The organism is Brevibacillus daliensis (genome assembly GCF_021245735.1).
Classification (GTDB): domain Bacteria; phylum Bacillota; class Bacilli; order Brevibacillales; family Brevibacillaceae; genus Brevibacillus_B; species Brevibacillus_B daliensis.
Map to the genome: position 1 here is coordinate 83,172 of NZ_JAJISB010000001.1, position 15,195 is coordinate 98,366.

General features: G+C 41.1%; 13 protein-coding genes and 1 other annotated feature. Of the genes, 10 read left to right on the forward strand and 3 right to left on the reverse strand.

Annotated features, from left to right (window positions below):
- Window positions 1-43 precede the first annotated feature (43 nt).
- From LM917_RS00425 to LM917_RS00455, 7 genes are all read left to right on the forward strand, one after another.
- Window positions 44-1,801: a LytS/YhcK type 5TM receptor domain-containing protein gene (locus tag LM917_RS00425; protein WP_232695422.1), complete on the forward strand. Its 1,758-nt coding sequence runs from the start codon at window positions 44-46 to the stop codon at window positions 1,799-1,801.
- The gene (locus LM917_RS00430; protein ID WP_232695423.1) at window positions 1,801-2,589 is read left to right on the forward strand and encodes a LytR/AlgR family response regulator transcription factor; all 789 of its coding nucleotides are present in this window, start codon (window positions 1,801-1,803) and stop codon (window positions 2,587-2,589) included. Before LM917_RS00425 ends, LM917_RS00430 begins: the two co-directional genes overlap by 1 nt.
- 179 nt (window positions 2,590-2,768) lie before the next feature.
- Window positions 2,769-3,116 carry a DUF485 domain-containing protein gene (locus LM917_RS00435; protein WP_232695424.1) on the forward strand — a complete coding sequence of 116 codons (348 nt, stop codon included), beginning with the start codon at window positions 2,769-2,771 and terminating at the stop codon, window positions 3,114-3,116.
- Window positions 3,113-4,651 carry a solute symporter family protein gene (locus LM917_RS00440; RefSeq protein ID WP_232695425.1) on the forward strand — a complete coding sequence of 513 codons (1,539 nt, stop codon included), beginning with the start codon at window positions 3,113-3,115 and terminating at the stop codon, window positions 4,649-4,651. The genes LM917_RS00435 and LM917_RS00440 overlap by 4 nt, the downstream gene beginning before the upstream one ends.
- A gap of 150 nt (window positions 4,652-4,801) precedes the next feature.
- Window positions 4,802-6,424, forward strand: coding sequence for a solute symporter family protein (locus tag LM917_RS00445; protein WP_232695426.1), 1,623 nt, complete (start codon window positions 4,802-4,804; stop codon window positions 6,422-6,424).
- A 287-nt stretch (window positions 6,425-6,711) separates the two neighbouring features.
- Window positions 6,712-7,536 carry a late competence protein ComER gene (comER, locus tag LM917_RS00450; protein WP_232695427.1) on the forward strand — a complete coding sequence of 275 codons (825 nt, stop codon included), beginning with the start codon at window positions 6,712-6,714 and terminating at the stop codon, window positions 7,534-7,536.
- A 224-nt stretch (window positions 7,537-7,760) separates the two neighbouring features.
- The gene (locus tag LM917_RS00455; protein ID WP_232695428.1) at window positions 7,761-8,381 is read left to right on the forward strand and encodes a class I SAM-dependent methyltransferase; all 621 of its coding nucleotides are present in this window, start codon (window positions 7,761-7,763) and stop codon (window positions 8,379-8,381) included.
- 19 nt (window positions 8,382-8,400) lie between these two features.
- Here LM917_RS00455 and tsaA read toward each other — a convergent pair whose 3' ends face one another.
- Window positions 8,401-8,862: a tRNA (N6-threonylcarbamoyladenosine(37)-N6)-methyltransferase TrmO gene (gene tsaA / locus LM917_RS00460; protein WP_232695429.1), complete on the reverse strand. Its 462-nt coding sequence runs from the start codon at window positions 8,860-8,862 to the stop codon at window positions 8,401-8,403.
- Between the two features lie 203 nt (window positions 8,863-9,065).
- Here tsaA and LM917_RS00465 point away from each other — a divergent pair, with 203 nt between their 5' ends.
- From LM917_RS00465 to LM917_RS00475, 3 genes are all read left to right on the forward strand, one after another.
- The gene (locus tag LM917_RS00465) at window positions 9,066-10,337 is read left to right on the forward strand and encodes an MFS transporter (protein ID WP_232695950.1); all 1,272 of its coding nucleotides are present in this window, start codon (window positions 9,066-9,068) and stop codon (window positions 10,335-10,337) included.
- A gap of 234 nt (window positions 10,338-10,571) precedes the next feature.
- Entirely contained in the window at window positions 10,572-11,066 is a 495-nt protein-coding gene (locus tag LM917_RS00470; protein ID WP_232695430.1) for a VanZ family protein, read from the forward strand.
- Between the two features lie 57 nt (window positions 11,067-11,123).
- The gene (locus LM917_RS00475) at window positions 11,124-11,375 is read left to right on the forward strand and encodes a hypothetical protein (RefSeq protein ID WP_232695431.1); all 252 of its coding nucleotides are present in this window, start codon (window positions 11,124-11,126) and stop codon (window positions 11,373-11,375) included.
- Window positions 11,376-11,615: 240 nt separating this feature from the next.
- Here LM917_RS00475 and leuS read toward each other — a convergent pair whose 3' ends face one another.
- Both leuS and LM917_RS00485 read right to left on the reverse strand, forming a co-directional pair.
- Entirely contained in the window at window positions 11,616-14,084 is a 2,469-nt protein-coding gene (gene leuS, locus LM917_RS00480) for a leucine--tRNA ligase (protein ID WP_304502574.1), read from the reverse strand.
- Window positions 14,085-14,155: 71 nt separating this feature from the next.
- Window positions 14,156-14,402: a binding site (T-box leader), on the reverse strand.
- 48 nt (window positions 14,403-14,450) lie between these two features.
- Entirely contained in the window at window positions 14,451-15,194 is a 744-nt protein-coding gene (locus LM917_RS00485) for a class I SAM-dependent DNA methyltransferase (RefSeq protein ID WP_232695432.1), read from the reverse strand.
- Window position 15,195: the final 1 nt, after the last annotated feature.

Below are 15,195 nucleotides of genomic sequence, written 5' to 3' on the forward strand. Positions count from 1 at the left end.
GTATAATAAGGAGGGAAGATTTTTTAGGAAGGATGAAAAATCCTTGGAACAATTAACGCTTCTATTAGTGGAACGGATGGGTCTTTTACTGCTCCTCACATTTATACTGACACGTATTCCCTTGTTCCGTCAGTTGCTTGACCGGGAAATCAGGTTTCACATTGCACTTGTTTTCTCGTTATTATTCGGATTATTCGGAATAGCAGGAACATACGCAGGAGTAATGATTGATCAGGGACAACCCATGCCTGCCTTCTGGATTCATTCGTTGAGTAACGACCAAGCTATTGCCAACTCAACCTCTGTAGGTGTTGTTATTGGGGGTTTACTCGGAGGTCCCATGGTCGGTGCTGGCGCGGGTATAATTTCAGCGACTCATTATTTTCAATTGGGAGGCTTTATCTCCGCGCCGGTAGCTCTCTCTCTTCCCTTCATTGGTTTATTAGCGGGTTTCATTGCTCGTTTTTTTTCCCAAGAGCGAGTTATTTCTCCATCAAAAGCACTTTTCATCGGGATGTTTGCTCCAATTTTACAGATGGGCTTTATTTTGGTTGGTGCGAGCCCAAAAAATAATGCCATATTTTTAGTGGATCAAGTAGGTATACCTATGGTCTTTACGAACAGCATTGCAATAGCCATTTTTACAGCAATGATCCATCTTGCCTTGAAAGAAGAAGAACGCTCTGCTGTATTAGCCACAGCAAGCTCTTTTACAATTGCTGAATATATCCTGCCTCATCTAAAACAAGGTTTAACACAGGAAACTGCACTGGTCACGGCAAAAATTTTATTACGAGAATGTAAGGTTTCTGCGGTTTCTGTTTCAAATAACACACAAGTGTTGGCTCATGTCGGACAAGGCTCTTCCTATCATACACCAGGTGAATTACAATTTACTCCGCTGATTCAAGAAGTCATGCAAACACAAGAAATGCGAGTGACAAATAGACGCGAACAGCTTGGTTGTCATCAATGTTCTTGTGGTCTTCACGCTGGAATCATCGTTCCCTTTTCAGTATCTGATAAAACAGCAGGTCTAATCATACTCTATTTTCGACGTCCACAGCAGATACGTAAAATTGAGGAGGAATTAGCTAAAGGTCTTGGCAGCTTGATTTCTTATCAAATGAGTGCTGCACGGACGGAACAGCTTGTTCATTTGATGAAGGATGCAGAATTACGCTTATTACAGGCTCAAATAAATCCACACTTTTTATTCAATACATTAAATTCAATCGTCACATTAATACGACTGAATCCAGATCAGGCACGACATGTAACTGTTCAGCTTGGAACATTCATGCGGCTTAATTTAAAAATAACTGATTCCAAGCTTGTTACCCTTCAACAAGAACTAGATCATTTGCGTGCTTTTTTAGAGATCATTCAAATTCGATTTGATGATCAGTTTAGTATCCAATTAAACCTGGATGCTAATTTGGAAGAGATATTTATCCCTCCCTCTACCCTACAACCATTAATAGAGAATTGTATTCACCATGGTTTAAGGGAAAAGACTCATGGTGGTATCATAATTCTTACGGTTCTTCAGCAAAACGGATCGGCACGTATCTCTATTGAAGATAATGGAACTGGTATACCTCCTGCTCTTTTGCAACAATTGGGAACTTATCCATTGGAACATAGCTCTGGTAATGGGATCGGCGTATATAATGTCAATCAACGTCTAATCAATCTTTTAGGAGCTACTGCCAAGTTACATATTGAAAATAAAACCGAAGGCGGTTCCAGAACTACTTTTTATATTCCTGTCTCCGGCCAAAAAGGAAGGGTGTCTTGATGGTAATTAGAATTATGGTTGCGGAGGACGAACGTTTAGCTAGAGAAGAGCTTCACTATCTCCTCTCACAGGAAGAGGATATCGAGATCCTTCCTTCTGCTTCAACAGGTCAGGAATTACTGCTCCTCGTAGAAGAGCATCAGCCTGATGTTGTCTTTCTTGATATTCATATGCCTGAAATGTACGGTATTCAGGCTGCACGTATGTTAAGAGCTCGTCCTAAATCTCCCTTGCTCGTGTTCTCAACCGCTCACGAGGATTATGCAGTGGAAGCCTTTCGAATACATGCGATTGACTATTTATTAAAACCTTATGATCATCTTCGTCTACGTGAAACATTAACAAGAATTAGGCAGCGAATGAACGAAATGAATCAAATCACCTCAATATCTCTGCCACAACATGAATCCGATGACGAGGATGGAAAAAAGAACTCCCCCTCACTTCTCCCCAAGGTATCCAAATTACTGGTCGAGGAGAACCAGCGTATGTATGTAATTGATCCTCAAACTATCTTATTTGCAGTACGTGAGGAACGAGCCGTTCAAATTCATACCGTTTCTAAAACATACTCGAGCAAAATGACGCTGCAACAATTAGAGGAAAAACTGCATGATTATGCCTTCTTTCGCATTCATCGCAGTTATTTGGTGAACTTGCATCATGTTCTGGAAGTAATCCCCTGGTTTAACGGTACATATAACCTTGTCATGAAAAATCAGCAACGAGCACAGATACCTGTCTCACGTGCATCCGCAAAAGAGTTTTTACGACAATTTCATAGTTAAATGTAATAGATTGCTCTGATTTTTCATCCAGGCCTACGCTCACTATCTCTTACCAAACAGGGAGCTATCCTTACAAAATAGACACGATTTTCTACCATTTACTACACATTTAACTAATTTTTCGTAATTTTACGTATAATCATGGAGTGTAGTAAAGCGCTTTCATTAGGAGGGATCGTATGTCCGTTAAAGATGGCCAATCGAAGAAATCAGGACAATCTATTGATTACTCAGCTATCGTTCAATCAGAAAAATTCAAACGATTAATGAAACAGAAAAACTCATTTGTACTACCTTTGACGATTTTCTTCTTCATCTTTTATTTTTTGTTACCCATCATGACATCATACTTTCCTACTATTAATCAACCGGCTATCGGGGCTATTACCTGGGCATGGCTACTTGGATTTGCACAATTTATCATGACCTGGAGCTTGTGCATGCTGTATTCCAACAAGGCTAAAAAGTTCGATGTTATTGTAGAAGAGATTAAACAGGAAGCAAGAAAAGGAGGAGTTGGACTATGAACATTCTCGCCTTTAGCTTGTTCCTCATAATCGTAGTCGGTACCCTGGTTGTTACTTATTACGCATCGAAAAGAACAAACACCACCAGTGAATTTTATACAGCAGGTGGCGGTTTGACTGGATGGCAAAATGGGTGGGCGATCGCAGGAGATTACATGTCTGCCGCTTCATTCCTGGGAATTGCCGGAATGATTGCTCTATTCGGCTTCGATGGCTTTTTCTATAGTATTGGATTCCTAGTTGCTTATCTTGTGGTTTTATATCTGGTAGCAGAACCTCTTCGAAATCTGGGAAAATATACGCTAGCTGATATGATTGCAGCCCGTTTTAACGATAAACGCATTCGTGGTGTCGCAGCACTTAATACCATGACGATCAGTATTTTTTACATGATTGCTCAGCTTGTAGGTGCAGGTGGTCTTATCAAGCTGTTGCTCAATTTAGATTTCACTACTTCAGTATTGATCGTAGGCACCTTGATGACCATCTATGTTGTATTTGGCGGAATGACTGCTACTAGCTGGGTTCAAATTATTAAAGCAATACTTCTCATGGCTGGTACATTCATCATTTCCGTGATGGTTTTTGCCAAATTTGACTTTAATTTCGCTGCCATGTTTGAACATATGCGGACAGCTACTCCACTAGGAGATATGTTCTTGGAGTCTGGCAACAAATTTAAAAATGGACTTGATACCATTTCTCTTAATCTTGCTCTCGTACTTGGAACAGCAGGACTTCCTCATATTCTTATTCGCTTTTTCACTGTAAAGGATGCACCAACCGCACGCAGTTCCGTTGTCACTGCTACCTGGATCATCGGAATCTTTTATGTAATGACGATCTTCCTCGGGTTTGGTGCCGCTTATCTGGTTGGACACGAAGGAATTTTAGCTGCAGACAAAGGTGGAAACATGGCTGCCCCTCTCTTAGCTAAAGCATTGGGTGGTGACTTCCTGTTTGCCTTTGTATCCGCAGTTGCCTTTGCCACGATTCTTGCAGTTGTTGCTGGACTCGTTCTATCTGCTGCTTCCGCTTTTGCTCATGACTTCTATACACATATCGTTCGCAAGGGTAAGGTAACAGAAAAAGAACAGATGAAAACCGCTCGTTGGGCTTCTGTTGGGGTGGCAATCATATCTATCATCCTGTCATTGTTTGCACAAAAAATGAATGTTGCTTTCCTCGTAGCTCTTGCCTTCGCAGTAGCGGCAAGTGCTAATCTACCAGTTATACTACTCACTATTTTCTGGCGCCGCTTTAATACGGCTGGGGCTGTTACAGGTATGTTAGTCGGGTTATTTAGCTGTCTCATCCTTGTTGCAATCAGCCCTAATGTATGGGGTCCTGAAGGAAAAGCCATTTTGGTGGGAGAACCGCTCATTTCTTTAACGAATCCAGGTATCATCTCCATTCCGCTCGGTTTCCTTGCAGCCTTCTTGGGGACATATCTCTCCAAAAAACAAGATCACGCCAAATTTGATGAAATCTATGTTAAAGCGAACACAGGTATGAAAGATAGCGAAACAGCGTAAGGTTCTGTTCTGCCTTTCTATTTCTCTTAGGTTATTGTCCAGAAAAAACGTTCGTATACCTGGAAAAGCTGAACGCCATTTTGGTGTCAGCTTTTTCTCCATCAATTAAACTAACATTTTTCATCATACGAAAAGGAGCCACATTGTGATATGACAGGATTCTTCTTTTTTGCAGCCATTATTATTGGCACGTTAGCTATTACCTTCTCTGCCAGTAAGCGGACAACCAGTACAAATGATTTTTATGCAGCAGGAAATCGGCTGAGTGGGTTGCAAAATGGCTTTGCTATCGCCGGGGATTTTGTCAGTGCTGCTTCCTTTTTGGGGATTACAGGAATGATCGCGTTATATGGTTTTGATGGATTCTTTTATGCAATTGGATTCTTCTGTTCTTATCTTATTATCCTACTGTTGATTGCAGAGCCGATGCATAATTTAGGGCGATATACGCTAGCTGATTCAATTGCAGTCCGTTTTCCAACCTTACGCCTTAGAGGGATGATTGCGTTAACCACGCTCATTCTGACAATCATTTATATGATGGCACAACTTGTGGGTGCAGGGGCGCTTATTTTCCTTTTGCTCGATTTACCTTATGAAGTAGCTGTAATGGTGATTGGATTATTAATGACAGTCTTTGTTGTCATTGGCGGAATGGTTGCCACCTCATGGATTCAAATTGTGAAAAGTGTGCTTCTTCTCTTTGGTACCTTGATGCTTTGTCTCATGGTTCTTGCCCGCTTTGATTGGAGCCTACTAACATTATTTGAACAAGTGTCCAAGACCAGCACCTCTACTGAACAGCTTTTGGAAGCTGGCCATATGTTTTCACAGTCAAGCGATACATTCTCTCTTTATCTAGCCTTATTACTTGGGACATCTGGACTACCACATATTGTTACTCGCTTTTATACCGTATCCAATGCTAAAGCCTCTCGACAATCTGTAATCACTGCCGTTTTTATTATTGGAGGCTTTTACTTAATGACAGTTGTCTTAGGTCTTGGTGCTTCCCTTTTAGTTGGTCCAGACCAGTTATTATCCGCTGGAGATAATGGCAATCTAGCAGCTCCATTACTGGCACTTGCTCTTGGGGGGAATTTTTGGATGGCATTCATGTCGGCAGTCGCTTTTGCAACCATCTTAGCAGTGGTTACGGGATTAGTGCTTAGTGGTTCTTCTGCATTTGCTCATGATATCTATACGGTTATGCTACGAAAAGGAATTGCTACTGAAAAACAACAAATGTATGCTGCTAAAATTTCTGCCATTGCTGTTGGAGTTATTTCGACTCTATTAGCTGTATCTTCTAAACAACTTAATGCTGCTTTTGTCGTCTCATTTGCTTTTACCGTAGCAGCCTCATCGCTATTACCTATCATACTACTTAGTTTTTATTGGTCCCGTTACACTGAAAAAGGGGCTATCGTTGGAAGCATGAGTGGATTAATTTCTTCATTACTGTTAGCTGTGATTAGTCCTACCTTTATGAATCCTATCGATGGAATCATCCGTGCCGAACCTCTTTTCCCACTTCAGTATCCAGGGATTATTTCCATTCCAATTGGATTTATCGTCTCTTTGCTTGTCTCATTATGGAGTCAAAAAAGTAGCAATCATGGAGATTTTGCATATATGCAAGTGAAAGCTCATTTAGGGAGCAGCGAAAATGATCTGGTTCTTCCACAAAATAGCTCGAGAACGGAAACGGGAACTTACTCTGAAATCGAAACGGAATCTGAAATCGGATCTGCATCTCAACAAGCTAATTGAACTTCCAGGTAAAATTTGCTCAAAGTACTGATGTTTCCTGTGGAAATACATGTACGTGTACGAAAAAGAGTAAAACCTTGTCATATATACATTTTTAAACAGTGAAAAAGCTTATTCATGTTCCTTCCCACGTGTACATAAAATGTAAAAGCACATTTTATACGCGGTACCTTGGTCAGCTACCAACATACCATCCCTGTCAAACAGACGTACAAACAATTATCTTAGCTAACCAAATGGTTACCCAAAATATGTATACTTACTTAGGAAGGGTTGGAGAAAAACTCATGAACATAGGCTTTATCGGAACTGGTAGTATGGGCTCAATGTTAATTTCATCGCTAATTCGTTCCCAAGCGGTTCTTCCTCAACAAATTTGGGCAGCAAATCGAACGACAACCAAGGTAAAGACTCTTGCTGAAAAATATCCAGGGTTACAAGTAGCGGAGTCGAATGCAGAAGTTGCAAAATCATGCGACATTCTTTTTCTTTGTGTGAAACCAAAAGAGTATCGAACAGCACTTCTCGATGTAGCACCCATTATGACAAAGGACCAGGTTTTAATAACAATAACTAGTCCAGTTCAAGTCTCTGAGCTAGAGGGGTTGGTTCCTTCTTCCGTAATGCGTGTCATTCCCAGTATTACAAATCAGGCATTAAGCGGACTTGTATTGGTTGAGTATGGAGAAAGTATGGGAGAAAAATCAAAAGAAATGGTCATACCGCTTCTGTCCCATCTTGGTTTGCCAGTTGAAATACAACAGCCCTACTTACGTATTTCAGCAGATATCTCTAGTTGTGGTCCTGCCTTTATCAGCTACGTATTACAACAATTTATTACATCTGCTTGTGATGAGACTGGACTTCCCGAAGATACAGCAACAAGTCTCACTACACAAATGATTATTGGATTAGGTGAATTATTAAAGCAAGGACATTTTAGCTTACCAGAGCTACAACAACGGGTATGCGTTCCAGGAGGCGTTACTGGGGAAGGTTTACGTGTTCTTGAAGGAAATATTCCTGGGGTGTTCCATCGGGTATTTCGCAGTACGCAAGAACGATTTGCTGAGGACCAATTGGAAATGGCTAATCAACTACGATCAAAATAAAATACCTGTTTACCCGAGATTATGTAAGTACGCAAGATTTTTTACACATAATTCTCGGGTTTTCTTATGCCCTAATTTCCGTTATGGAACCTACAATGGTACTATATTATAAGGCCGATTCACCTATGGTCCTTTACATGGTACTACTATTCGTCCCCATTATTGTAACGGGGATTCCGGCATCTTTATTCGAAAAAAAGTAGGTAAGGTTAAGGTGATTCATTGTGAATAGAAAAGTAGAGTTAGCTGCAAAATTTGATAGAAAAGCCAACATGTATGAGCGCAACAGAAAAACAGGCGCTCTCGGTCTTTGGCGCCAGCAACTCCTAAAAAATGTGACAGGAAAAGTTCTGGAGTTAGGAGTGGGAGCAGGCGCTAATTTTCCCTATTATGATGCAAGCAGAGTCGAAGTTACCGCTGTTGATTTTAGCCCAAACATGATACACAAGGCTAAGCACGCAGCAGTTGAATATGGTATTACTGCGAATTTTGTACAAGCTGACGTTGATCACCTGGAACTACCTGATGATTCATTTGATTTCGTCATTTCTACACTCTCTCTTTGTGGCTACGATAATCCGCTACAAGTTCTTACTAATATGAATCGGTGGTGTCATGCTGATGGTGAGATTTTACTTTTAGAGCATGGTCTAGGTCATAATCATGCCTTACGAGGACTCCAACATCTAACACATCCACTATTCAAGAAATTAGAAGGATGCCACTTTAATCGTGATATGGCAGGCTTAGTAACCCAGTCCCCATTAGAATTACAAAGAGTTGAGCGTCATTTTGCTGGAATGATCTATATAATGTGGGCGAAACCTAGAAAAGAGATTCTCTAGTCTCTCAATTTCCTACCTTCTACTTCCAATACTTTTCCATGATAGAAATAGACCAATCAGGCTGCTTTACCTCACCCTTTGCTAAAAATTCTTTCATAACAGGTTTAATATCAATCACAGGAGTACCATCAATCGCATCCAATCCTTTTACTACTAACACAGGACCATTCTGTTCCAGAAGCTCAACCGTAGTAATTCCAATTTTATTCGGGCGATTTTTACCTCGTTGAGCGAATATCCCAACTTTCGGAAAGTCCTTGTTGTTTCTTGGATGTCTTGCTTCGTATTGTATCTGTTCATCTGTAACTTGATCAAAATAGAAGACGATATCTAGGTGCGAAAATTCCGTTATTCCTTCGAATGCTCCTTCATTGAACGAGTGAGTCAATTTTATTTTGGAGACAATCTCACCCCATCGATCATCTTTTATCTCTTTGCGGGTATTACTAACAAATGCAATTGGCTTCAAAGTAAATTCCATCTTGGATCCACCTCTATTGATTTTTCTTGTTTGTTATCAGCATACTCAAAAAACTTTGGAAGGACAAACACGTAGTTTAGCGATTGACTGTTCAGAGTTAATCTCATTACAATACAACTATTCGATTAAACAATAGAATGAGTCTGTTCCGTAGGAAGGAAGTCTGAGTGGTGTCAAATAATCCAGATAATTCAGTCGTTAGTATGAGTCAATCATCCATGTTATATCGTTTCATTGATTCTCCAGAAAAGCAACAAAAGCTATATCGACGGACATTGATCATTGTTGTCATTTCACAAATTTTTGGTGGAGCAGGACTTGCAGCAGGCGTTACTGTCGGAGCACTTCTTGCACAGGACATGCTAGGAGCAGATAGTTATGCAGGACTTCCGGCTGCGCTGCTCACTCTTGGTTCAGCTGGGGCAGCGTTACTTATAGGGAGACTCTCCCAACGTTATAGTCGCCGTTTTGGACTCGCAACAGGATTCCTAGCTGGCGGTATTGGCGCAATTGGAGTAGTGGTTTCAGCAGCAACCAACAATATTCTACTTCTTTTTGCTTCCCTATTAATCTATGGTGCCGGAACTGCTACAAACCTACAAGCTCGCTATGCAGGTACCGACCTGGCAACTTCCACACAACGAGCAACCGCAATCAGTATTGCGATGGTATCTACCACGTTCGGTGCTGTCGCGGGTCCAAATCTGGTTGGAGTAATGGGTCAATTCGCCATGTCAGTTGGTGTTCCTGCTTTATCTGGACCGTTCATTCTTGCTGCTGCAGCCTACATCCTAGCAGGTTTGGTGCTATTAGTTTTGCTTCGCCCTGACCCTCTGGTTATTGCCAAAGCACTTGCAGAGATGCAAAAAACGAACGAGAGTAATCTTTCAGACACTAATTTCAAAAAACTCGCAATAAACAAACGGGGAATTGTTGTCGGAGCTACCGTAATGGTCTTAACACAAATTGTCATGGTGGCCATTATGACGATGACGCCAGTACATATGGGGCATCACGGATATGGTTTAAACGAGATAGGGCTAGTGATAGGTATCCATATAGGTGCAATGTACCTTCCTTCTCTATTGACCGGTCTTCTTGCTGACAAGATTGGACGCACTGCAATGGCAATCGCTTCAGGTGCTACACTGCTGGCCGCCGGTGTAGTGGCTGCTGTTGCACCTACCGATTCCATGTTGGTCCTTATCACCGCACTTGCTCTGCTCGGACTTGGCTGGAACTTTGGCTTGATTAGTGGTACAGCGCTTATCGTTGATTCCACTCACCCATCTACTCGTGCTAAGACGCAGGGGACTGTTGATGTCTTGGTCGCTCTAGCTGGGGCATCTGGTGGAGCACTTTCCGGCATGGTCGTGGCGCACTCTAGTTACGCAACTCTTTCATTAGCTGGGGGCATCCTTTCATTGCTGCTTATCCCAACAGTTATCTGGTCTCGTAGCAATAATAAAGGCTAAGTTAAATAACCGAGGGATATTTACCTATCCCTCGGTTTATTTTTTCATATTACAATCGTGGATCAATCGATACCTCTTTGCTTGTTTCAAAAAGCATAGAAGCTACCACCATTTGGTCATTATCTTTTTGCTTGTGACTTTAATCATTGGTGAAACGTCATGAATGATAGGATAAAACGGACACTAATTCAATCACAATGTATTTAATTCAGGCATAGGGATAGGAGAAATTCCATGACCAAACCATTGATCAAAGCTGTCACCCTCATTATCATGATTGCTTATTTGTATATTTTAACAAACTTAGTATTTATCAGGAACCACACTATTGAAATGATTATCAGTCAGTTCAATTGGAAAATTGAGAACTATCAATGGCTTTCCGTAAACTTTATCCCTTTTAAAACGATATCTTATTATTTATTTGTATCAGACGTACCTGTATTCGTACGGGTCGAAAATGTAATCGGGAACATTATTGCTTTTGTCCCTTTTGGATTTTTACTCCCTTTGCTATCAAAAAAATTCTCCAAGCTTAGTTCTGTCACCATTGCAACATTTTGTTTGAGTCTTACTTATGAAATACTTCAATTCCTATTTAGTCTTGGTAGCTTTGACGTTGACGATCTCCTTCTCAATACCATTGGGGGTTTAGTAGGTTACATGACTATTGCTTTTGTGAGTAGGTATATTACTAAGAAAGGCTCAATTCAATGGCGTGGCTACTAAATACATTGACCATTATTTGAGTTGATTTTAATTCTTATAAACAAGAGGGGAAAATCATTGAATATTCATCAAAAAGCTATGGAATTACTTGAAAAAAATGAATATGAAGAGGATTGTGCTGATGATTGGACAGAAAGCGATAAACAAGCCTACATTAAAAGATTACGTAATGAGAAGAAAGAGTTTGAACAAATGCTAGATCAAATCAGGTCTGGTTACATTCCTATCATGGAATTTGAAACATCTATTCAGACAGCATGTTACCTATTTGGTTGCTCTCGCCATGGTCATGCTGAGTATCAAGACTAGATTAATGCATTGTAGAAAAATATCAGGGACTCCAATAGGAGGCCCCATTTTTATAAGCTACTATTAGCAATTTTATTTTACAGTGCCATATAATAAACGTTCATTCACAGCAGGAAACTAGAGAAAATTGTTCTTTCCACCCTTTCAGGCATAAACCTCGCTCAAAAACCCCTGCCTTCCATTTAGGAAGAACAGGGGTTTCTCATTCACATACAGCGTATTTTGTTTATTTACCTACATTTAGCCAACAACGATATTAACCAGTTTGCCTGGTACTGCAATGACCTTACGAACGGTTTTCCCATCGATTAGGGCTATAGCCTTTTCTGTTGCAAGAACATGTTTCTCCAGATCTTCCTTAGAGAGTCCGTTAGCTACCACCATTTTATCGCGTACCTTACCATTGATTTGGATTACAATTTCTACTTCATCCAACACTAATGCTTGTGGGTCAAATTGTGGCCATTCCTGGTTATGCACACTTCCGGATTTACCAATCATTTGCCACATTTCTTCTGCGATATGTGGAGCAATTGGTGCTAGTAATACGATCAGATTTTCCAATCCGAAGGCAAGTGTTCCACGATCTGATGTTTCTGGATAGGTATACAATTTGTTTACCAATTCCATGATCGTACTGATTGCTGTATTAAAAGTATATCGTTCGCCAATATCTTCAGTTACTTTCTTAATAGCGTAGTGAGTGGTGCGGTTAAGTTCTTTGGCAGCATCATCTTGTGCATTCACTACTTGCCCCGTTTTGATAAGGTCAGAATGACTTTCTACCAAACGCCATACCCGATTCAAGAAACGGAAGCTGCCCTCAACCCCAGTATCAGTCCAGTCCAAATCTCTCTCTGGTGGTGCTGCAAAAAGGATGAATAGACGTACTGTGTCCGCTCCGTATTTCTCAATCATTTCATCAGGGCTTACTACGTTACCCTTGGATTTAGACATTTTTGTACCATCTTTTAGTACCATACCTTGTGTTAACAAGCTACGGAATGGTTCATCAAAGGAAAACATTCCTGCATCATGCAACACTTTCGTGAAGAAACGGGAATATAACAAGTGCAAGATTGCATGCTCAATTCCACCGATGTATTCATCCACTTGCATCCATTTGTCTGCATTCTCTTTGGAGAACGGCATTTCTTTATTTTGACTGTCTGTATAACGCAGATAGTACCAGGAAGAATCAATAAACGTATCCATGGTATCCGTCTCACGGCGAGCTTTACCGCCACAAGTTGGGCATGTTGTGTGAAGGAAGTCTTCAGAGCTCGTTAATGGGTTTCGTTTTCCGTCGATCACAACATCTTCAGGCAAGGTAACAGGAAGCTGATCTTTTGGTACTGGAACGACTCCGCAATCATCGCAATAAATAATCGGAATTGGTGTACCCCAGTAACGTTGACGAGATACTAGCCAGTCACGTAGACGATATGTGGTGGTTAAACCACCTTTACCCTCTTTTTCCAAATGATCCGCGATTGCCTTGATCGCTTCACGATTAGGCATCCCGTCGAACTGACCGGAATTAATCATGGTGCCATCTTCCGTAAAGGCAGCATCTACACCAATCTCTTCAACCAATACATCTGCATCTTCAGGATTAATAACCACATGAATAGGCAGGTCATATTTTTTAGCAAAAGCAAAGTCACGTTCATCGTGAGCCGGTACACCCATTACAGAACCTGTTCCATAATCAAGCAAGACATAGTTTGCTACCCAAATTGGTACTTGTTCTCCTGTTAATGCATGCTTTGCGTAAGCGCCTGTGAACAGACCTACTTTCTCAGCATCTGTGGAGGTACGAGTGATATCGCTCTCTTTTTTCATTTCTTCTACAAAAGCAAGCACTTTTGCTTCTTCTGCTTTACCAGCGATTAGCTTAGGTACTAATGGATGTTCAGGCGCAAGTACCATGTAACTTACACCGAATAGTGTATCAGGACGAGTCGTAAAGACCGTTACTTCCTCATTGTCTAGTTCTGGAATCGTAAAGGTAATATTCGCACCTTCACTTTTACCGATCCAGTTTTTCTGCATCGTACGCACTTTTTCTGGCCAGCCTGGCAAATTATCAAGATCTGTTAACAAACGCTCTGCATAGTCGGTAATTTTGAAGAACCATTGTTCCAAATCCTTCTTGGTTACTTCAGAATCACAACGCCAGCACAAACCATCAATTACCTGCTCATTAGCTAGAACAGTGGAGCATTCTGGGCACCAGTTAACAAAAGCACGTTTACGGTAGGCAAGACCTTGTTCCAGGAAAGTTAGGAACAGCCACTGCGTCCATTTGTAGTAATCAGGTGAGCAAGTAGCTACTTCACGGCTCCAATCAATGCTCACACCAAGTCGGTTCAGCTGATTTTTCATAAAATCAATATTTTCATATGTCCATTTTGCCGGTTGTGCGCCAAATTTAACTGCTGCATTCTCTGCTGGCAAACCAAAGGCATCCCAACCCATTGGGTGAAGCACTTGATAGCCATTCATACGCTTCAAACGTGCAATCACATCGCCAATAGAATAAACGCGCATATGTCCCATGTGAAGACGACCAGACGGATATGGAAACTGCTCTAGGCAGTAAAATTTCGGTTTAGAGGAATCCTCTGCTGTTTTGTTGGTTCCTTGTTCGTTCCAGAACTTTTGCCACTTTCCTTCCAATTGTTGTGGATTATACGGCATTGCCATGATATAGCCTCCTTCAGATATGTAGGAAATACAAAAAAAGCCTCCTGTCGCTAACTGCTGCATTTCAGCAAGTTAGGGACGAGGAGACTCTGGTTTCTTCTCGCGGTACCACCCTAATTAGCAAACCTATACGAGGTAAAGGTTGCTCACTCATTCATCCTTAACGTGGAAAACGCTTCTGCCTACTCAATGAAAGTTGATCATCTTCGGCAAAAGAGCAATGAGGGGAGTTCATCGAAAGCTTGGGTTGACTCACACCATCCGTCAACTCTCTGATTGCACAAACATTTCGGTTATTTTCCTCATTTTTGCTTTATGCATATATAATTTGACTATGAGTATTATAGTCGGTTTTTATCGAGAATGTCAATCAGTTGGGCGTTTTGCCGTAAAAAACAGGCGTTCACTCTCCGCATGTGGAGGTAGATTAACAAAATCAGCCGTCAGTTTAATCTGTTCAAACCCCGCTTCTCGCAACCAAGAAATAATCTGGGTCGGCTGATAGGCTCGTTGGGCATGAACTTCTTCCATGCGTTGATAGTATCCATTTGGTTGTTGAACAAAAAAAGTAAGGTCGTGCTCAACTTCCATTCGCTCATCATCTGTATAGCATTGCCAAATATACGTAATTTCATCCGTATCTAGCGTAAAGGTATGATCAGCAAAGAAATGAAGAATTTTATAAGGACTATGCACATCAAAAAGAAATGATCCACCCGGAATAAGATGTTGATATACACGCTCGAAGGTTTTTTTAACAGCCTCTTCGTCGGTTACATAGCTAAGGCAATCGCAAAAGGAAATCACTGAATCCACCTTTTCCAACATCAATTCAGCCATATCCTGCTCTATCCATGTCACATCCACCCGGGCTTCTTTCATCTTTTCATAAGCAATGGCAAGCATTTCAGGGGAAAGATCCACCCCTGTTACTTGAAACCCTTTCTTAGCCAACGGAATAGTAATATTACCCGTTCCGCAGCCAAGATCGATAATTCGAGAAGGTTTACCTTCCTTATGCCAATACTCTTCTGCGAACGTAATCCAATCCTCGTACTTAGCGTCTCCCATTAGGGCATCATACACATGTGCTAAATGTGTGTATGCCATG

Coding starts and splice junctions, on each gene's coding strand:
- LM917_RS00470 (WP_232695430.1), top strand. CDS start 10,572: ATGACCAAACCATTGATCAAAGCTGTCACCCTCATTATCATGATTGCT.
- LM917_RS00465 (WP_232695950.1), top strand. CDS start 9,066: ATGAGTCAATCATCCATGTTATATCGTTTCATTGATTCTCCAGAAAAG.
- LM917_RS00440 (WP_232695425.1), top strand. CDS start 3,113: ATGAACATTCTCGCCTTTAGCTTGTTCCTCATAATCGTAGTCGGTACC.
- LM917_RS00430 (WP_232695423.1), top strand. CDS start 1,801: ATGGTAATTAGAATTATGGTTGCGGAGGACGAACGTTTAGCTAGAGAA.
- LM917_RS00435 (WP_232695424.1), top strand. CDS start 2,769: ATGTCCGTTAAAGATGGCCAATCGAAGAAATCAGGACAATCTATTGAT.
- leuS (WP_304502574.1), bottom strand. CDS start 14,084: ATGGCAATGCCGTATAATCCACAACAATTGGAAGGAAAGTGGCAAAAG.
- LM917_RS00485 (WP_232695432.1), bottom strand. CDS start 15,194: ATGGCATACACACATTTAGCACATGTGTATGATGCCCTAATGGGAGAC.
- comER (WP_232695427.1), top strand. CDS start 6,712: ATGAACATAGGCTTTATCGGAACTGGTAGTATGGGCTCAATGTTAATT.
- LM917_RS00445 (WP_232695426.1), top strand. CDS start 4,802: ATGACAGGATTCTTCTTTTTTGCAGCCATTATTATTGGCACGTTAGCT.
- tsaA (WP_232695429.1), bottom strand. CDS start 8,862: ATGGAATTTACTTTGAAGCCAATTGCATTTGTTAGTAATACCCGCAAA.